The sequence below is a fragment of the Paenibacillus chondroitinus NBRC 15376 genome (genome assembly GCF_004000765.1).
In the GTDB taxonomy this organism is placed as follows: domain Bacteria; phylum Bacillota; class Bacilli; order Paenibacillales; family NBRC-103111; genus Paenibacillus_E; species Paenibacillus_E chondroitinus.
The window spans coordinates 21827-40227 of record NZ_BILW01000042.1; the positions used below are offsets into that span (position 1 = coordinate 21827).

Annotated in this window: 18 protein-coding genes and 2 riboswitches; of the genes, 10 read left to right on the forward strand and 8 right to left on the reverse strand. The window is 48.1% G+C overall.

The window, feature by feature from the left end:
- Positions 1–79 precede the first annotated feature (79 nt).
- The gene (locus PCH02S_RS29310) at positions 80–571 is read right to left on the reverse strand and encodes a YwhD family protein (RefSeq protein WP_127457635.1); all 492 of its coding nucleotides are present in this window, start codon (positions 569–571) and stop codon (positions 80–82) included.
- A 250-nt stretch (positions 572–821) separates the two neighbouring features.
- On the opposite strand from PCH02S_RS29310, the gene PCH02S_RS29315 reads away from it, so the two are divergent.
- The 4 genes from PCH02S_RS29315 to sugE all read left to right on the forward strand — a co-directional run bounded on the left by PCH02S_RS29315 (position 822) and on the right by sugE (position 5084).
- Positions 822–2777 (forward strand): M1 family metallopeptidase, encoded by a 1956-nt coding sequence (locus PCH02S_RS29315; protein ID WP_127457669.1) that lies wholly within the window; start codon positions 822–824, stop codon positions 2775–2777.
- Positions 2778–2834: 57 nt separating this feature from the next.
- The gene (locus PCH02S_RS29320; RefSeq protein ID WP_127457636.1) at positions 2835–3653 is read left to right on the forward strand and encodes a hypothetical protein; all 819 of its coding nucleotides are present in this window, start codon (positions 2835–2837) and stop codon (positions 3651–3653) included.
- Positions 3654–3821: 168 nt separating this feature from the next.
- Positions 3822–3960: riboswitch (cyclic di-AMP (ydaO/yuaA leader) on the forward strand.
- Positions 3961–3963: 3 nt separating this feature from the next.
- Positions 3964–4437, forward strand: coding sequence for a C40 family peptidase (locus tag PCH02S_RS29325; protein WP_127457637.1), 474 nt, complete (start codon positions 3964–3966; stop codon positions 4435–4437).
- A gap of 130 nt (positions 4438–4567) precedes the next feature.
- Positions 4568–4670: riboswitch (guanidine-I (ykkC/yxkD leader) on the forward strand.
- A 93-nt stretch (positions 4671–4763) separates the two neighbouring features.
- Positions 4764–5084: a quaternary ammonium compound efflux SMR transporter SugE gene (gene sugE, locus PCH02S_RS29330; RefSeq protein ID WP_127457638.1), complete on the forward strand. Its 321-nt coding sequence runs from the start codon at positions 4764–4766 to the stop codon at positions 5082–5084.
- A 37-nt stretch (positions 5085–5121) separates the two neighbouring features.
- Here the strand turns inward: sugE and PCH02S_RS29335 are convergent, their stop codons facing one another.
- On the reverse strand, positions 5122–6015 hold the full coding sequence (locus PCH02S_RS29335) for a class I SAM-dependent methyltransferase (protein ID WP_246069294.1): 894 nt from the start codon (positions 6013–6015) through the stop codon (positions 5122–5124).
- Between the two features lie 199 nt (positions 6016–6214).
- On the opposite strand from PCH02S_RS29335, the gene PCH02S_RS29340 reads away from it, so the two are divergent.
- On the forward strand, positions 6215–6790 hold the full coding sequence (locus PCH02S_RS29340) for a hypothetical protein (protein ID WP_127457639.1): 576 nt from the start codon (positions 6215–6217) through the stop codon (positions 6788–6790).
- A 59-nt stretch (positions 6791–6849) separates the two neighbouring features.
- Here PCH02S_RS29340 and PCH02S_RS29345 read toward each other — a convergent pair whose 3' ends face one another.
- From PCH02S_RS29345 to PCH02S_RS29355, 3 genes are all read right to left on the reverse strand, one after another.
- Complete coding sequence (locus tag PCH02S_RS29345) at positions 6850–7806, reverse strand: hypothetical protein (protein ID WP_127457640.1); 957 nt, start codon at positions 7804–7806, stop codon at positions 6850–6852.
- Complete coding sequence (locus PCH02S_RS29350; protein ID WP_127457641.1) at positions 7803–8879, reverse strand: ABC transporter permease subunit; 1077 nt, start codon at positions 8877–8879, stop codon at positions 7803–7805. The genes PCH02S_RS29345 and PCH02S_RS29350 overlap by 4 nt, the downstream gene beginning before the upstream one ends.
- 486 nt (positions 8880–9365) lie before the next feature.
- A complete protein-coding gene (locus tag PCH02S_RS29355) occupies positions 9366–11081 on the reverse strand; it encodes an ABC transporter ATP-binding protein (RefSeq protein ID WP_127457642.1) in 1716 nt (571 codons plus the stop codon).
- 136 nt (positions 11082–11217) lie between these two features.
- Here PCH02S_RS29355 and PCH02S_RS29360 point away from each other — a divergent pair, with 136 nt between their 5' ends.
- The 3 genes from PCH02S_RS29360 to PCH02S_RS29370 all read left to right on the forward strand — a co-directional run bounded on the left by PCH02S_RS29360 (position 11218) and on the right by PCH02S_RS29370 (position 13103).
- Positions 11218–11997 carry a lipase family protein gene (locus PCH02S_RS29360; RefSeq protein ID WP_127457643.1) on the forward strand — a complete coding sequence of 260 codons (780 nt, stop codon included), beginning with the start codon at positions 11218–11220 and terminating at the stop codon, positions 11995–11997.
- A gap of 84 nt (positions 11998–12081) precedes the next feature.
- Positions 12082–12585 carry a hypothetical protein gene (locus PCH02S_RS29365; RefSeq protein ID WP_127457644.1) on the forward strand — a complete coding sequence of 168 codons (504 nt, stop codon included), beginning with the start codon at positions 12082–12084 and terminating at the stop codon, positions 12583–12585.
- Positions 12582–13103: a hypothetical protein gene (locus PCH02S_RS29370; protein ID WP_127457645.1), complete on the forward strand. Its 522-nt coding sequence runs from the start codon at positions 12582–12584 to the stop codon at positions 13101–13103. The genes PCH02S_RS29365 and PCH02S_RS29370 overlap by 4 nt, the downstream gene beginning before the upstream one ends.
- Positions 13104–13160: 57 nt before the next feature.
- Here PCH02S_RS29370 and PCH02S_RS29375 read toward each other — a convergent pair whose 3' ends face one another.
- Positions 13161–13622, reverse strand: coding sequence for a DinB family protein (locus PCH02S_RS29375; RefSeq protein ID WP_127457646.1), 462 nt, complete (start codon positions 13620–13622; stop codon positions 13161–13163).
- A 28-nt stretch (positions 13623–13650) separates the two neighbouring features.
- A complete protein-coding gene (locus PCH02S_RS29380) occupies positions 13651–14160 on the reverse strand; it encodes a HugZ family pyridoxamine 5'-phosphate oxidase (RefSeq protein WP_127457647.1) in 510 nt (169 codons plus the stop codon).
- Between the two features lie 302 nt (positions 14161–14462).
- On the opposite strand from PCH02S_RS29380, the gene PCH02S_RS29385 reads away from it, so the two are divergent.
- Positions 14463–16316 (forward strand): putative bifunctional diguanylate cyclase/phosphodiesterase, encoded by a 1854-nt coding sequence (locus tag PCH02S_RS29385; RefSeq protein WP_127457648.1) that lies wholly within the window; start codon positions 14463–14465, stop codon positions 16314–16316.
- A 57-nt stretch (positions 16317–16373) separates the two neighbouring features.
- Here PCH02S_RS29385 and cysK read toward each other — a convergent pair whose 3' ends face one another.
- Complete coding sequence (gene cysK / locus PCH02S_RS29390) at positions 16374–17306, reverse strand: cysteine synthase A (protein ID WP_127457649.1); 933 nt, start codon at positions 17304–17306, stop codon at positions 16374–16376.
- Positions 17307–17543: 237 nt separating this feature from the next.
- On the opposite strand from cysK, the gene PCH02S_RS29395 reads away from it, so the two are divergent.
- Positions 17544–18206, forward strand: a complete 663-nt coding sequence (locus PCH02S_RS29395; protein WP_127457650.1) for a PDDEXK family nuclease — start codon at positions 17544–17546, stop codon at positions 18204–18206.
- Positions 18207–18401 lie beyond the last annotated feature (195 nt).

Here is an 18401-nt window from a genome sequence, read left to right on the forward strand (position 1 = left end):
GTCTAGTATACTCGGTTCACATGAACGTAACAATGGATGACACATAATGTTCATAACTTCCAATTATGCCTTGGTACAATTACGAAAGGGCATCTTTCAGCACTTGATCCGAGCGGTTCCACCATTCTTCGTTATGGCTGATCAGCTGTTTTTTCAAGGCTGCACGCTCGCTGTCTGACAAGCCATCCAGGATGAATTTACGCTTCATGGCACCATCCATCTTGTTTACATGATCGGCCAGAATCTTCCATCCCCGGCGTGCCTCCGTATCGATCAGCATCTCGCAAGCAGACATGCCGGCATAATATGCTCCCTCTTCGGTGCGGTCGACGGCAACCCATACGATCCACGCCTTGCGTCCGTTCGGCACATCCTCTTTGTTCGTCGAAAATTTAATGCCTTTCTCGATTTTACTCTTGGCATGCAGTGTGCCCTCATCGAGATAGGCTTCATCTCCATCGATAATTACCCCTGATACATTGCTAAGATCGATTGCTCCAGCACCGAATCCTTTGTGATTGACTTTGGAGCTTACTATATTTAAGGCCAGCTTCTTTTTATCCGCTTCCATCGTTGCACCTTCCACTCATCGTAATGTTAAAATGATACCTTTGCTTTTATTGTAGCTAAAGTACTCCATGAGAACAAGAGCAGAGAACCCGGGCTTGGCCAGAGCCTATTTCAGCCGTGTTAACAAATCTTTTCCACTCACAGAAATATTCCCTAGGTTGTCTACATATACATGCTGTAGATGCTTGTTAGGCGGGGTGAATCTATTGAGTGTTTTATTCAAAAACCGAAAGCTACAATGGTTCGTTGTCATGCTCCTTGCAGCAGGCACTGTCTTGCTGTCTGAAACTTTGCTCCCATCTGCAAGTAAACTGACGGTGCCCGTCGTCTCCAAGGAGGAACCGTCCGCTCCGGCGCCGGACATGCAGCCTGCTGATCGCGACAAATCTTCGGACAAACAAACGCAGGAACCGCTAAGCTACCGCATTGCGGAGTATCACATGAATGTTGCCTATACGCCGGAAACGAGGCAGCTCAAAGGGCAGCAAGCGTTATCGTGGGAAAATCCGGGAACGGTTCCTGTGCAAGAGATTTATCTGCATTTATATCCGAATGCATTCGCATCTAAGAAAACCACGTTTATGCGGGAGTCCGGCGGCAAGCTAAGGCAAGATGAAGCTACGGCGGATAGTACGGGTTGGATGGACTTGCTTTCCGTAAAAACGGAAGATGGCGAGGACCTTACGCCACGCATGTCGTTTGTACAACCTGATGACGGCAATAAAGACGACCACACGCTGCTCAAAATACCGCTGTCGAAACCCGTAGGAGCCGGCGAACGAGTCACACTCAAGACGGAATTTCTCGTCAAACTGCCCCAGGCCTTCGCCAGAATGGGCTATGTGGACGACTTCGTGATGGCTGGGCAATGGTTCCCTAAGGTCGCTGCTTATGAACGGGCCGGCACAAGGGGACGCACCGAGCCAGGCTGGAATCTCCACCAATACCATGGGAATTCGGAGTTTTATGCGGATTTCGGCCTGTATGACGTGAAAATTCAAGTGCCGGCGAATTACACGGTTGCCGCGACAGGGTTCCCTGTGAAACCGGCGGTGACGGAGAACGGGACGAAGACGTACCAATTTTATGCCGATGATGTGCATGATTTCGCCTGGTCAGCTTCGCCTCACTTCGTGTATGTGGAAGAACCCTTCTCTACGCCGCAAATACCCGGTGTGAAGATCAAGCTCTATCTGGATCCCAATCATCAGGATTTGAAAGACCGTTATATGTACGCTGCCAAAAAAGCGCTATCCCGCTATAGCCAGTGGTACGGATCGTATCCTTACTCGACTTTGTCTATCGTTGTACCTCCTCCCGGAGGCAGCGGCGCAGGCGGGATGGAGTATCCTACGCTCATCACCGCTTGGGGCGCGGACGATAAGACGCCGGATCAGGAATTGGAACGCGTTGTCGTGCACGAGATCGGACACCAATATTTCTATGGCCTTGTGGCGAGCAATGAGTTTGAAGAGGCTTGGCTGGATGAGGGCTTCACCTCCTACGCCGAGGATAAAGTGATGGAGGCCGACTTCGGGGCAACCCCTAATTTGCCGGTCGAGTCCAGCTACATTACTTCTCCGAACGCCCTGCGACAAAACGCATGGGCCTATACCGGACATGATCAATACGCAGAGAATGTGTATACCAGAGGCAAACTCGTGCTGAAAGCCATCGAGAAACAGGTCGGCACCAAAAACATGGATCGTATCATGCGGACTTATTTTCAAAAATGGCAATTCAAGCATCCCTCCACCAAAGATTTTCAAAATGTGGTCGAGGATGTAACCAAAACGAAGTGGGACGACTTCTTCAATGAATATGTCTACGGCTCAATGATGGTTGATTATTCGGTTGAAAGCATCCATGTGAAAGCCACTGGCAGCAAAGGAGCCGGCCCTTACGAGAGCACGGTCCTCATCTCCAAGCGCGGCGGCAATTCTCCTGAAGTGCCGATTCAGTTCCATTTCGCCGACGGTACGGTGCTCGACAAAACATGGGACGGCAAAGAAAGCAGCATTGAGTACAAACTAACCCATACGACGCCTATAGCCTGGGTTCGCATCGATCCGAACTACTCGCTCATTCTGGAGAACAAGCATATTAATAACTTTATGCTAGCAGAAGTGGACACCAAGTGGAAACTTCGCCTGAATCTCGGCATTATTCAATTCCTGCAAGCTATTTTCGGGTGGGTGGCCTGGTAGGCCCCCACTCTACAAGGCAAGTTTGCCTTCAGAAAACAACGCTTAGGAGGGACACCGGTGACAACCTATCTCAAATCCGGCTTCAGGGCGGCGCTACGGCAACCCTTCGCTACGATTGTCTTGTTCATCTACCAAATGTGCTGGGGGATGCTCCTATATAAGCTTGTACAAGGGGTGTTAGTTCCCCTCATGCACCGGTTTCCCGGCGGTGACCAGCCGAAGCAAGCACTCCAGCTTTTTCTGGCCGAAAGCCAGTTTCAGTTATTCAAAACGGATCTTAGCCATTCTTACTTGTGGTGGCTGGCCGGCCTGCTCCTGGCGCGCATGTTCCTTACCCCGATGCTGAACGGCGGTGTCTATTATTCGCTCACCCATTCCGATCAAAATGCCGGCTATCGCTTCGTCCGCGGCATCAAGGAACTCACGCTCCCCTTCTTCGCCGTGTATTTGATTCGAATCGCTTTGTCTCTGCTGCCACTCATCTGGGTGCTGCCCAAAGCGCAGAAGGTGTTCGCTCACAGCACATCTTATGAACAAGCTTCCCTCGATTTACTGCCTTGGTTACTGGGTATGCTGGTGTACGGCTTTCTGCTGCATCTGCTCTTCATGTATGTGCAGTTCGCCATTGCGGCACGTCTTGGTATAGTCTCCACGGTCCTAACGTTCATGCGGTACTCGCTTCCGATTATCGGCCTCTCTCTGATACTTTTGCTGAGCTCGGGACTTTTGGCAGGGATCACGGTAACAACGACCTATATCTGGGCAGGTCTGGTAGCGCTAATCATTTATCAACTTTTCCCGCTCTTTCATATTTTCATGCAAATGTGGTCCATTACGTCGCAATTCCAGCTTCTTTCCGCCAAATTAAGCCGTTAAAAAGCAATAAATAAAACCATAAATGGTTTAGATTTGTTCAATCCCCTTGCAAAAGGGGATTTTTTTGTCTGTAAAGCGAACCTTTACACATTTTTTCAGACCCAATTGCACGAAAAAGGAGGAATTTCGATGTTTATGACGAATTTAAGAGACTAGCATTAAAAAACCAAATATTTCATGCCGAATTCCTCATTTCTTGGGGAAACGGGGGAACCATACCGGGTGAATTGATCTTGCAAGACAGGGATCATAGGGAACCTTCAACCGAACCCTCCAGCTAACCTCGTAGGCACCGGAAGGAGACAAGCAGTTGAAAAAGGTTGTTGCTCTTCTTTTTAGTCTTGTTTTGTTTTTGAGTGTAGCTTTAGGGAGTGTGTCTGCGTCAGAATCCACATTGGACTCAACGGTTGACGAATTGATGGGAGTACCGTACCGCGATGCGGGAACGACAACAAGAGGCTTTGATTGCTCTGGTTTCACCGCGTACGTATTCAACAAATTCGGCATTGACCTTCCTCATAGTTCAGCAGCTCAAAATAAAGAGGGCTACTGGATCGACAAAAGTGATCTTCGCAAAGGTGATCTTGTGTTCTTCGACACAGGGGGCAAAGGCATTTCTCACGTTGGTATCTACTTGGGTAACGGTGAATTTATTCATTCCGCATCCAATGAAGGTATCGTGAAAAACAAGCTAAGCGAATCTTATTATGCGAAAAGATACGTATCCGCTAGACGTGTTCTGTGGGATGATATCTACAATCAACTAACTGCTGAATCCAAGTAATTTTCTTGTTTCATCATGAATAAAGCCCAGACAAGCGTTAGCTCGAATGAGCCGCTTCTCAGGGCTTTTATTCATTTCTTGCGGTTATTTTGTAACTTGACATAGCGTGTAAGCCGTCCTATAATTACGGCATCATGTTTCTAGGGTTCCGTGGCGCTGCAGCGCCAGTCTGGTCCGAGAGAAAACACACAGCGAATACGCTGTGATCACGGAGGGGAAAAAGCCCGGGAGTCTTATCGCACCAGCGATACTGCTTCCAGGCTTTTTCTTTTTGCCGCGGTCAGATAGGCATCTTCGCATATTCTTTCTCAAGGAGTGATTCACAGATGGCATGGCTTTACTTGGTCATTGCAGGTGTTTTTGAAGTGGTATGGGCGATTTCATTGAAGTTCTCCAACGGTTTTACACGGCTGGTTCCCTCCAGCATCACTATTGTCGGCATGATCATCAGCTTTTATTTTCTGGCGGTAGCTACGAAAACTCTTCCCATCGGCACCGCCTACGCGGCTTGGACGGGAATTGGCGCTGTAGGCGCGATTATTATCGGCACCCTATTTCTGAATGAGCCCGTTAGTTTACTGCGTATCCTATTCATGATCCTCATTCTGGTCGGTGTTCTCGGCCTGAAATTTACATCCGGTCATTAAGACCGCCGTTTACATCTTTTTCTTCGGTCGATGATTCCTAAGCCACGATGTAGCTAACATACCAGAAGGAGCTGCCGACGAATATTCGCAGATGCTCCGACAGCGGCTTAAAGATTTCATTCAACTCTTCGTACGAATAGTAGTTTTTAATAATTTCATGCTTGGAGCCATCGGCCAGCTCCCTTCTTTTGTACGTATCTTCGCTATGTTCGCTCGTAATCAGCTCGCCGCCTCTTCCCGGGACATACACATTATCCGCAATGAACACGCGGGCTCCCCGACCAAGCCGCTCGTGAAATCCTTGCAGGAACGAATCCAGTCGATTTTTCGGGATATGCGAAAACCAGAAGTTGGCGAGTCCATAGTCGAAATCCCCTTGTACTTCCGAAAGCCGGTAAGCGTCTCCTTCAACGAAAGAGGTATTATGCAGCGGCAAAAATTTGGCTGCAGCTATTTGCAGCACCTCCGGTCGAACGTCCACCCCAACGATGTGTTTGGCTGTCTCCGCCATGAACTGCGTCCAATATCCCGTACCGCAAGCCACCTCCAGGACACGGCTCCCAGCGACCTGCTTCTTCACGATATCCGCCAGCATCGCAAGCTCTTGCTGATAGTCCGCATCTTCGCGGGCATAAATCCGTTCATATTCCGCTGCTCGCGCGCCGTAGTAATCCTGCATGCCCTCTTTCTCTTCATTTAAAAGCCGCTGCCTATCCTTCACCTCGTGAACGATCCGCTGTTTAGCTGCCAATAAGTCGGCAAAAATTGCTCCGCCCTGCGAAGCATAATTCGCGAGTAGACCATGCGTCGCCATTACAATAAGCTGTGTCATCGACAAGCCTGTTTCCTCTGCCATGCGTTCCAGATCGGTCTTCACCTTCTCAGGCAAGTAGACGGAAAGTCTTTTGGTCTTATCATTTTTATCGTCCATTGGGAGATTCCTCCTTTGCATTTTCATTATTTTAACATATATTATGTGTCATTAAAACATATTTATTGTACTTCATTATATTAAAAAGAAAATTTAGGCTGCATAACTAAGGCGACACTAGCCACTCACCCTCGCAAAACCCTCTAGTAAACATAGAATACAAAGCAAGTATATTCATATGTTGATAGGAGATGGAGAAATGATTCCCAAACAACGAATGGCTGGAAAACCGAGCAGAATTGTTCGGCTTCCCAAGAGCGCAGGCCTGCCAAGAAGCAAAGCCATGCTGCTGTACCGCACACAGCTTAGAAAGTATCATAAGCCCGGTTCGGGTCGCTTTCTAAGCCAACGCACGGTTTCGATCGGCACCGACAACTCGTGGTTCAATGCGCAAATCATTCCCCGCGATCCTGCGTGGGTGCCTGTTACTAATGCCAACTACGTTTGGTACTCCGGCAACTTGAACAGTGAGAATGCGATCATTTCGACACGTTTCACGCTTTCTGAACGTAGAGCCATTCTCGGCGCTTCTCTCTTCCTATCAGTCGACAATTATGCCGTTGTCATCATCAACGGCGTGCCGCTCCTCTTTGACGGACCGCAGAATACACCTTCCTTCTACAATCCGGGCCGTACTTTCGACATTCGCCGATTTGTACGGCGCGGACGCAACGATGTCGTCATCATCGCCTTTAACCTTGGCGGGCAGCGCACCGCAGAAAATCCTGCCGGTGTTGCCGCCAGGCTCGATTTTCGACTCAGCAACTTGCAGTAAAAGATCATCCGCATATGAAAAGGCCGGGTCTCCATCCTTAGATGGAACCCGACCTTTTTTTACATGAACTGTCGTTCACTTCCGTAGCGACGCTTCAATTGACTTAAGAAGAACTGCAGCGAGAGGAATAACAAGGCGAAGCTGGTTCCTACGCTCAAAATAATCCAAGGATGCAGCCTAATATATCTGGAGCCGTACGCGATAAGGGACAACCATTCTCCCGATGTCGTAATGGTAATGGAGTAGCCGGCGTCGCTGTCGCCAATTGTTTCCGTACCGCCAAGTACGATATTAAAGACCGCCAATTGCCCTAGCAGAAAGAGGACTTGCATAAATTCGCTAAGAAACATGAACGTCATTTCATTCCTCATGCAGGGGATTAAATGCCGGACCGTGCGGTGAAAAACAGAGCCTCCCATTAAACGCGACGCTTCAATAAATAATTTATCATTATAATAACGCGTTCGTTCGGCAATCTGATGAGCTAGCGGAAATACGCCGATGAACGTGACGAGAATAATAAAGGTAGCGGAGAAGAGCAACTTGTAGTGCGCGTCCGCTTTCATCCACTGATCGAGCCTCAGCCCGAAATACATCCCGGCTAATGGCGGAAATAGAAATACAAACGCAGGCACGGAAGCCACTACCCACTGCATCGCTTTTAGAACCCCCCACCCTCGGCCAGTGGTCCCGCTCCATAATCCCCAAGGCAGTGCGATAACAAAACGGAGCAGCGTTAGAACTAAAGTCGTTCCCAGCGTATATTTCAAACCGTTAAGCAGCAGGCTCAGCATGTCAAAGCCCCGGTGATCCGTCCCCAACAGGAACGTGCTGTTCGGTGAAAACGGCGGAATGTTGTAGCGTGTTTTCCCATCTTGCTGATACTGAATCATGTTGATTTTGTCCTCCGGCGCGATGCCGTGCGGTTTCAGCCATGTACCAAATATCGCAACAAGAAGAATTAGCACGATAAGAGCAATAGAGAAATAGAATGCGCTAGATGAACGTTTGATCATTGTGAGGCGACCTCCCCTGTGCGAACGACAAACTTTTTACGCAGCAAGGCATACAGCACGTGAAAAGCCATCGCGAGCAGTACGAGCGACATGCAAATGACGGACATCGATGTGACGCTTTGCATAGCAGGCGAAGTAATGAAGCCTCCCAAGCCGAAAATGCCGCAGATTGCTTCCGCAACCGCCATACTCGCCAGTGCCAGCGTCGTCGCCTTCGGCAGGATCGAGAGCAAATCGAGCATGACGTTGCGCAGTACGTGAGAGATCAGCACCTCACTGCGGGTCAATCCTTTGGCTTGTGCGGTAAGGACATAATCCTGCCCCAACTCCCTCGCAATCGCGACCCGCATTGTACCGTAAATCGTAACCGACGGAATCAGCGCGATGGTGAGAAATGGGATGAGGAACGGCGTTTTATCACCGACTTGCACGATCAGCAGTACATAATGGCCCAGAAACTTCGTCGCATAGATTGCGCCTAATTGAATAAGAACAATTAAGAAGAAATCGGGTAAGCCCACAAGCAGAGCCTGCGCGCCATCTAGTACAAGACCTAAGCGGCGCCACAATGACGCCGACATCGCCGTGAGCATGCTAAGCACAATTGCCAGCAGCAAGCCTGGGATGAAATATGTACAAGTGCGAAGCAGCATATGGGGAAGCTCTCCGATGACAGAGAGTTCATTGCGGTTGTACGGACTGCGGAATTTACCGAAATCGCCTTGGAAAAAGCCCTGAATTTGGTCTTTCACGGAATAGCCGTAGTATCGCCAGGAAATGATGGGCCGCTCCAATGGAACCGTTGATGCGCGGTAAATGCCTTTGATCGTCAACGCTTTGCTGACGTAGTCCCATGACTCGCCATAAGGAACGGACAGCAGGCCCGTTTTGTCATTGAGGACGCGGCTTCCTGGCAGTTGATCGCTTATTTTGTGAATGTTTGCATCCGGTCCGAGCGTGACCCGAATTTGATCTGGCTGGGTAGATAAGAAGGCATTTCGGATGTTGCTCAGAAAGAAGATGCATACAAGTGTAAACACCCCGAGCAACAGCCACCGAATCGTTGACTTCAAAACCGTTCACCTCATTCTATTATTCACCGTTGGTAGATAACTATTTCATAGTTTACCATGATTCATTTGGGAGTACTATCCATTTAAATGACATTTTTCCTTAAGCGAAGGGAACTACAGGGCCCTATTCGTGCTATATCTACTCAATTCAGCTGTAGGAGGGAACTACGGGGTGCTATTTCCCCGAAAAAGCTAGAATTTAGGCTGATATCTTTAAATAGAGGACGGCAGTTCCCCTCCAGTTACGTACATATCCATTCCCCGCAAAATAAAGAACCAGTGTTCCCTTACGCTCGGTGCATGTACCGGTGTTGTATCGGAGTTGTATCGGAGTTGTATCGGAGTTGTATCGGAGTTGTATCGGTGCTGCAATCAGTGCTGTACCGCTCCGGTCCGCCCCTGCTGTCCACCAGGTAGCGCCATAACAAAAAAACCTGGCCCACGATCACAAAGATCGCTGCCAGGTATTATTCAAACTCCGCTCGCTTAGGAGCTAAACTGCGCTTGATGCAGACGGCTGTAAACGCCGCCCACTGCGATAAGCTCCTCGTGACCGCCTTGCTCCGTGATGCCTTGCTCCGTCACGACGACGATGCGGTCGGCATTCTTGATCGTCGCCAGCCGGTGGGCGATCACAAGCGTGGTCCGGCCCTGCGACAGCTCGGCGAGCGACTGCTGAATCGCCGCCTCGGTCTCGGTGTCGAGCGCTGATGTCGCCTCGTCGAGGATGAGAATCGGCGGATTCTTCAGGAACATCCGCGCGATCGCGAGGCGCTGCTTCTGTCCGCCCGAGAGCTTGACGCCGCGCTCGCCAACGACCGTGTCCAGTCCCTTCGGCTGGGACTGGATGTATCCTTCCAGCTGCGCACGCCGTGCAGCTTCCCAAATCTCGGCATCCGTCGCGCCCAGCTTGCCGTAAGCAATGTTCTCCCGCAGCGTGCCGGAGAACAAGAACACATCCTGCTGCACGATGCCGATTTGCCGGCGCAGCGATTCCAGCTGGATACTTCGTATATCCATGCCGTCAATGGAAATGCTGCCTTCGTTTACATCGTAGAATCTCGGCAGCAAGCTGCAGATCGTTGTTTTGCCTGCACCGGAAGGACCTACGAACGCAACGGTTTCTCCTGCCCGAACGGTTAAGGAGATATCATTCAAAACCCGGTCTTCCTGCCCGTATCCGAAGGAGACTGAATCAAATGATATTTGGCCGACCAGATGGTCGACTTTCACGGCGTCAGGACGATCCGACACTTCGGCCTCTGTATCCATTACTTCGCAATACCGCTTAAAGCCGGCAATACCCTTGGGATAACTCTCAATGACGTTATTAATTTTCTGAATCGGACCCAGAAACACATTGGTCAATAGAACGAAGGCAATAAATTCCCCATAAGAAATTTGCTTATCAATCACGAACCAAGTTCCGCAAATCAACACGAACACTGTCACCAAACGCATGAGAATATAACTTAAGGAGACATTCCATGCCATGATTTTATATGAAAGCAGCTTTGTGATCCGGAACCGCCCATTGTTATCCTCAAACAGTTTTTTCTCGTGCGACTCATTCGCAAAAGCCTGAACTACACGAATACCGCCAATGTTATCTTCGACTCTGGCATTAATGTCGGCGAGATCGCCCATCATCCGGCGGAACGTTTTGGTCATTTTTTGATTAAAATACACGGCGATCCAGAGCAGCACAGGCACAATCACAAAAGTTAGCAGTGCCAACTTCACATTAATGCTCAACATCAGTAACAGCGCGCCGATTAGCGTCATTACCGCAATAAACAGATCCTCAGGACCATGATGCGCTACTTCGCCAATCTCCAGCAAATCATTCGCCATACGCGACATTAATTGGCCTGTTTTGTTATTGTCATAGAACCGGAAGGAAAGCTTCTGCAGATGGTCAAACATTTTTTTCCGCATATCCGTCTCAATATTAATCCCCAGCTTATGCCCCCAATACGTAACGATAAAATTCAACACGGTATTCAACCCGTAAACGGCAAGCAGCCCTGCACAAGCCCAAAGAATCCAAGCCCAATTCCCGGCAGGCAGCAATTTATCGACCACTTGATTAACAGCTAGCGGAAAACCAAGCTCCAGAAGCCCAGCCACAACAGCGCAGGTAAAATCCAAAATAAATAAGTGCTTATACGGCCTATAGTACGAAAAGAAACGCTTCAACACGTTAGTTCACACCTCCATCGATTATTATACATCAAAGAAAATGAATCAGGAAAAAAATAGGCGGTTGCCGGACGACAGCTGTCCACAATTCTCATATATATAGTTGAACAGCATTCTGTGTGTGGAGGAACGGACAATGCTTATCAACACATTGGACACACGAACCGCAATCTTCCTTGCCGCTATGTGCAGTCAAAGCTACGGGCTGTTTGCGAATGGTCCGGAAAGCGTCATTTTACCACGCAATTATCGGATGGTTGCTCCCTTTACGGCCACCTCGGTTTTTAGCAATAAAGAGTTATTCGGTTTTATTGCAGAGTCTGATACGCAAATTGTGATTGTTTTTAGAGGCACGAGCTCGACGTCAGACTGGATTTCCGATGCAATAGCCAGACAGACGGCATACCCCTACGCCAAAGACGGAGGCCTTGTCCACAAAGGCTTTCTCGACATCTACAATAGCGCACGCAAGCAGATTATAGCCGTCATGTCCAAACTCTCCCCACGCAAAACCCTTTACCTCACTGGACACAGCCTTGGAGGATGTCTCGCCAATTTGTGCGCCCTCGATCTTACGGCTAACACGAGATTTAAGGAGCCCTCTGTCTATACCTATGGTTCACCGCGTGTTGGAAATCCGGCATTTTCCAGCCTTTTCAACCGTAGAACCGGGCCTCGTTATCGCATATATAATACCAATGACGTCGTCCCGGAGCTTCCGCCTTTCATCTATCGATCTCCCCGAACCGACCAAGTCTACCACTATCTGCATGTCAAAAAAGGCGTCGAGCTCACCTACCAAGCCGGCTCCATGTCTGCGAACCACGCCATTAGCGGCTACTTTGCCGAATTGGCAAAGCTGGATCCCCGCTATGCGGAACAATTGCAAAGTCGAACACCAGGATTTTGTCCGTGATCCTTGATCCATAATTCGAGACCCGTGAACCCGTGACGTACCCGCAATGTTTAAACAGCACAATAACGGCAAGGATAGAGGTTGATGCTTATTTTCACACAAAAGGGGAGCTCAGCCTTGGTCCTGGTTTATTTCCTTGTTTTAACTTGGTATTGCCTGCATGTGTTAGTTACATTGCCCAAAAAACTGCCGCTCATGGCGAATGTGCTGCTCTACATGCTTTTGTCCATCATTGATATTAATCGCATGGCATTATTCAGTAATAATCTAAGCTTGTACCGCTTTAGCACCCAAGTCCCTGAATTTCTTTCCATGATCCTATATCGAGATTTCATCTATTGTTTTACGCTGCTTACTTTTGCCAATGTGTATCTCACAGCTTCCAGAGTTCTCACAAGAGTGCTTATTTCCGTCTATACCTTCCTCTTTCTCCTAATGTGTTGCTTCATTCTCAATCGGACAGCTGCCATAATCAGTCTGACATGGAACACCTATTATGACAGTATAATGCTGTTGATCATAATGTTTGTGACGTATGGCCTAGGCCGTTGGCTGCTGCATTTCACACGGAAGGAGAAAAAGGCATGAATGATGATGTCTATTACGACAACCACTTTAATGCGAATGAGTGGTTTGTTATCGCTATGATCGTTCTCGGGCTGCTTGCCGTTGTGATATTGCCCAAAAAATTCACCCCTGTACAAACTTTATTCACCTTGCTGATCGGGATTGTATTTGGTCTTATTTTTGATCATACCATTGGACTGCCTCCCTTCGATCTCTACGATGTCGGAGATGATTCCAAGTACCATTGCTTCGATATCTTTTCCTATGCCATGTACGCTCCATTTGGCTACCTCTTCATTTATCTATACAAATGGCTGGGTCTAAAAGGTTATTACATCATTCCTTACATAATAATCTGGTCACTCCTGAGTGTAGGCATTGAATGGCTGAGCTCGTTGCTTGGCGTCTTTCATTATAAAAATGGGTACCGGCTCATGTTCTCCTTCCCTATTTACCTGTTTCTGCAGTCGATTCATTACCTGCTGTTTCAGACACTGCTCGTGAACAAAAGCTGCGTAAACGGAAATAAAAATGCCTAAAAAAACAAAAGGTCCCCTTCCACTCACATCGAGCTGGATGGGGATCTTTCTTAATTTTTATGCGTTTTCCTTCACAGCAAAATGTTTCTGAATCAATGAAATTTGACCGGCATGGATACCTGTGTGATACATCAAGCGCCCCACCGCTTCCAAAGGCGTCGATGTCCCAATAGCCGTCTCAACGGGGATATGCCATTTTTCCTCCGGTAATTCACGCATAGCTTCAATTAAGTAAGCGTTGGACGCGGCCAGAAGGTCGATCAATTCCTCCTTGTTCGCAAAGACGGCTTTACTGGCGGAAGGACCTCCGCTGGTTTGCAGCTTAAGCCCCTCTGGAAAGCTTCGACCAAAAAACCAGTTGGCGAACATATATTCCACTTCCGCATTATGTCGAAGCATATAGCCAATCGAAGCAGAACCCAATTCAAGGGTCAGGTCGGCCTCCGGCAACTTTCTCATTGAGGCGTGGAAACGGTCTTGAATCGCGTTCCAAATCGGTAATACGGTTGCAAAACTCATAGTGATTACACTCCCTTTTCCGAATAAATTATGAGGACTTTGGTTGCTGGTGGCCATCTCTTGCTACATGATCAAATTGTTCCGCTGTTAAGTTGATATCATAGGCTTGACCAAAGCCTGCCACATACCGGCCCTGCAGAGTTGTCAGTTCAAACAGCGAGAAGTCCAGCGTCTTCAGCATATTGATCGTCGGCTTGCCGAATACTTCTCCGAAGAGTTCAAAAATATCTTCATGCCCCTCGTTGCCGATGTTTACGGCTTGGCATACAAAGCGCGCCCGTTGTCTGGCGAACAAATTCTCAGTGGAAGTTTCATCTTCAATCAGCATGACATCCACGGAGGGATTGGACTCCATATAGCGGTAATGGTTGGCAATCCGGCTGAGGTAGATATACAACTTGCCATCTTTTTTAACAAAAGGGGCATACGAAATAAAAGGCTTGCCCTGCTCATCGACTGTGCTCAACATCAGGGATTTCAGGCTGTCCGTAAATTTTAAATACTGAAGTTTCATACTTTCTTTGTCCAATTGTTTCATAGGGAGTTCCTCCGCATTTCTTTAAGTTATGTACGATAAAGCTTACTTTCATTGAGGCGGTTTCACTTCATGTTCCCCACCCAATTATTGATAATGGTTTTCATTATCATTATATTGATAATGAGAACCATTATCAATAGAGAAATGAACTTTTGGTCAATTTATTATTTATCGACGTAATTCGCCCGGATTTCTGGCAAAGGTTTACAAATATCTTGTTTTAATTTACAATTTTCAACAGGAACATTACTTATTCGACACAAACCTACAGAAGACAAATTTTGATAGGGGCCTTTATACAAATGGATCTTTTAATAAGCGAGAATCGCAGTCAAAGAAATCTGATTGCCTTGCGATTATTGCTGCTAAATTTCACGATTATCATCCTTGTCATCACTTTTGCTTACATGAGGCTTGGGTTAACTGCTCCCCATTATTTGTGTATGGCTGCCGCCAATGTCTTGACCCTTATTACCTATGTCATCTTTTATTCCTATCACAAGGATTCCGGTTGGATCGGCTATATCCCTATTGGGGGACAATTTCTCAACACAATGCTTCTCATGATGTTTGTGCCTGCCGTAACGAATACATTTAGCAGTATCTACATCGTTGTTATAGCCGCCGTTTTTATGCGCAGACAAGTGATGTTTGTCGCCATTTCACTTGTCTTGGCAGCGGATGCCTATTTCTTCTTTTTTGTAGAAGCCAAAAGCTTCGTGCTGTCGTCTCAAATCCTTACGGGCATTCTTACATGGTCATTGCTCATTATTATCAGCTTGCTCCTGGTTTCCAGCAATAACAGAAAGCTCATGGAACGCTTCTTCACGCTTCAGAAAGATACGCTGGATAAAGCCGAGCAGATCAAACATATGGCTTCCACCGATCGATTAACGCTACTTCCAAACCGGTTCTCCGCTTATGAATTTTTAGAACAGGCGATTCAGCAAGCAAGTGCTGTTAATGGCCGAGTTTGTGGGATCTGGGTGAATATTGATAACTTCCAAATGATTAATGATTCTGTGGGGTATGCCACAGGCGATCAATACTTGCGTTTTTTTGCCCGTAAAATGGTACATATGTTCACTCCTGGCATGCATGTTTCGAGATCAGGAGGGGATGAGTTTAACCTCATTATGGATGTAGGCGACAATGATACGGATTTCATAAATACAGTTCATGCCATTTGGAAAGCTTGCCAATCCCCTTTTCAAGTTGCCGGCGTTTCCTTCCCGCTCAAAGTGAGTATGGGAGTCGCCCTGTATCCGGATCATGGGCAAACGGCCGAGCAGCTGCTCAAATGTGCCGATGTCGCTATGCGTAAGGCCAAAGCCGACGGGAAGCATCAGTTCCGTATTTTTGATGAAACGATGCGATTAGATCAGCTTTACAAGCGGAAGCTGGAAGATGCGCTGCAGGGCGCATTGGCACAGAATCAGTTTACGCTGCACTTTCAGAAGCAAATTCATGTGCCCAGCGGAGAGGTCAAAGGGTATGAGGCTCTACTGCGTTGGCAGCAGCCTGATGGGGTGTACATTCCCCCTAGCGAATGGATTCAGCTGGCTGAAGAGACCGGGCTCATTGTGCCGATCGGCTACTGGGTACTGCAAACGGCTTGTCATACAGCTAGGAAGTGGCAGATTGCCTCGCAGATGTCTTTTACCATATCCGTCAATATCTCTGCGCTTCAATTAATGCAGTATGATTTTGCGGATCAGGTTCTAGCCATATTGGAGGAGACTGGACTGGACCCCCGCCACCTTGTGCTGGAACTTACAGAGACTCTGCTTATTCAATCCCTCGAAACATCGACCACCCACCTCAACCTCCTTAGGGATAAAGGGGTGCGCATCGCGCTCGACGACTTCGGCAAAGGCTTCTCTTCCCTTAGTTATATTAAGCAATTGCCTGCTGACATTATCAAAATTGATAAGTCCTTCATTGATCATATTGATGATTCAACCGTAGATCGGGTAATTATGGAGTCGATTATCTCCCTCGTTCAGCGAATTGATAAAGAGGTAGTTGCCGAGGGTGTAGAGAAGCAAGAGCAGCTGCTCATTCTGCAAGCGGTCGGCTGTGATTATGTACAGGGGTACTATTTCAGCAAACCGCTTCCTGAGCATCAAGCTTTTCATGCACTTGTTCAAGTTTAACGACAAAAAACCGCTCCCAAGTCGGGGGCGGTTTTTTTGTGTGAAGTAACATCTCCCTCATTCGTCAAAGAGTGCCGTAGATAAATACCGCTCTCCGGTATCCGGGAGGATGACCACGATGGTCTTGCCTCTATTTTCCGACCTTTTGGCGATTTCCGTCGCCGCATAAGCAGCTGCCCCGGATGAGATGCCGACCAGCAGACCCTCGGTCTTCGCCAGCGCGCGAGCCGTGGCGAAAGCATCCTCGTCGGATACGCTGAAGACTTCATCGACGAGGGAGGCGTCGTAATTATCCGGCACGAAACCGGCGCCGATGCCTTGAATCTGGTGCGCGCCACGCTGGCCGCCCAGCAGGACCGGTGAATTGGCCGGTTCTACGGCGATGACTTGCACGGATGGGTTCCTTTTTTTCAAAACATCCCCCACGCCCGTTATCGTCCCACCCGAACCTACGCCTGCAATAAAAATATCGACATTCCCGTCTGTATCCCGCCAAATCTCCTCTGCCGTCGTCTTCCTGTGTACCTCAGGATTAGCTGGATTGCTGAATTGCTGCGGAATGAAAGCATTTGGCAGCTTCGCTGCGAGCTCCTCTGCTTTCTTCATCGCTCCCATCATTCCTTCTGAAGCAGGCGTAAGCACCACTTCCGCACCCAGCGCTTTCAGTAATTTCGTGCGTTCCATACTGAACGATTCTGGAATCGTAATGATTAAGCGGTATCCTAATGCCGCTGCTGCGAACGCAAGGCCTATCCCTGTGTTCCCGCTGGTTGGCTCTATAATAACGGTATCCGGTTTGATTTGGCCGGATTTCTCGGCTTCTTTGATCATGGCGAAACCAATACGATCTTTGACACTTCCGGCCGGATTAAAATACTCCAACTTCGCCATGATCTTGGCTTCAAGAGCCTGCCGTTTATTGTAATTCCAGAGCTCTAACAGCGGTGTGTTGCCGATTAGCTCTGTCAAATTATTGTATATGGTCGCCATCTCGTATGACCTCGCCTTCTATATTTATTAAACCCATGAACTTACTCGGATAATAAAAGATAAGAAAAGTATAGCTTGGAAATGGCGAAAAATGAAATCAGTAATGTTGATAAGGGAGTGCGGTATTTTCTTATATATGAGACTTTGGTATACTGATTCAGACGAAGAACGTCCTTTTGCCTCGCGGCACAAGGGCGTTTTTTTATTTTATTTGCAGCACTGAGGAGGTTGGGAGTATTGGATTTCGAAAGATTACATGCTTCATTTTTTGAGAAACACGCAGCTTTACGGAGCGGCGAACGAAAGGGGCGGTTAGTGAGGGGACATGCGTATGCAGAGAAGCTTTTTCTGCAGCAGGTTTGGATGCCGTTGTTCGGAAATTTCGACAACTTGCACCCGGAGTATGAAATCTATGATTGGAACCGTAAATCTCAGTTTCTCGATTTTGCGTACATGACACCTTTTGGGAAGTTCGGTATTGAATGTGACGGCTTTCAGAACCATGTCAAAGAGATGGATCGCGAGAAGTTCAGCTATGCGCTGAATCGCGACACTTTCCTGACTGCTTTGGGCTGGAAAATGATGCACTTCTCCTTCGACGACATCCAGAGCCGCCCCGAGATCTGTCGGATGCTTCTACAGATGGTAGTCGGGCCTTGCACGCTCCGAAACGACGCCGCTGCTCCAGTACCTGTCATGGAGAAAGAAGTGTTGCGGCTGGCTTGGATGCTCGGTCGGGCGATACGCCCACAGGACGTTATTCAGCTATTTGACGTTGATTTCCGCACTGCTCGCAAGTGGCTGCGTGGCTTGGTCGAGAAGGGATGCTTGTCACCCATGACTACGGGGAATAGCGTCCGATCCTACGAGGTGAAGGAGGGATCTTGGGAGCATCTGTGATGTCCGGATGCTCCTATCCCCTTGGAGAGAGGGGGGCATTGGATGAAATCCAATGTAGGGGCTGCTACAGAGGTCGAATGAGTGACTTCATTGGATGAAATACAGTGGAGCACCTAATTCGAGGTTAAAAAGGGGGGTTCTAGCTGCTTCCCTTGGAAATCATCCAATGGGTTGGCTAATTTCGGGGTAAATATC

Excerpts from the sequence above, each read along its gene's own strand:
- PCH02S_RS29340 (WP_127457639.1), top strand. The coding sequence starts at position 6,215 with ATGATTCCCAAACAACGAATGGCTGGAAAACCGAGCAGAATTGTTCGG.
- PCH02S_RS29335 (WP_246069294.1), bottom strand. The coding sequence starts at position 6,015 with ATGGACGATAAAAATGATAAGACCAAAAGACTTTCCGTCTACTTGCCT.
- PCH02S_RS29365 (WP_127457644.1), top strand. The coding sequence starts at position 12,082 with ATGCTTATTTTCACACAAAAGGGGAGCTCAGCCTTGGTCCTGGTTTAT.
- PCH02S_RS29385 (WP_127457648.1), top strand. The coding sequence starts at position 14,463 with ATGGATCTTTTAATAAGCGAGAATCGCAGTCAAAGAAATCTGATTGCC.
- sugE (WP_127457638.1), top strand. The coding sequence starts at position 4,764 with ATGGCATGGCTTTACTTGGTCATTGCAGGTGTTTTTGAAGTGGTATGG.
- PCH02S_RS29315 (WP_127457669.1), top strand. The coding sequence starts at position 822 with ATGCTCCTTGCAGCAGGCACTGTCTTGCTGTCTGAAACTTTGCTCCCA.
- PCH02S_RS29360 (WP_127457643.1), top strand. The coding sequence starts at position 11,218 with ATGCTTATCAACACATTGGACACACGAACCGCAATCTTCCTTGCCGCT.
- PCH02S_RS29345 (WP_127457640.1), bottom strand. The coding sequence starts at position 7,806 with ATGATCAAACGTTCATCTAGCGCATTCTATTTCTCTATTGCTCTTATC.
- PCH02S_RS29310 (WP_127457635.1), bottom strand. The coding sequence starts at position 571 with ATGGAAGCGGATAAAAAGAAGCTGGCCTTAAATATAGTAAGCTCCAAA.
- PCH02S_RS29380 (WP_127457647.1), bottom strand. The coding sequence starts at position 14,160 with ATGAAACAATTGGACAAAGAAAGTATGAAACTTCAGTATTTAAAATTT.
- PCH02S_RS29375 (WP_127457646.1), bottom strand. The coding sequence starts at position 13,622 with ATGAGTTTTGCAACCGTATTACCGATTTGGAACGCGATTCAAGACCGT.
- PCH02S_RS29370 (WP_127457645.1), top strand. The coding sequence starts at position 12,582 with ATGAATGATGATGTCTATTACGACAACCACTTTAATGCGAATGAGTGG.
- cysK (WP_127457649.1), bottom strand. The coding sequence starts at position 17,306 with ATGGCGACCATATACAATAATTTGACAGAGCTAATCGGCAACACACCG.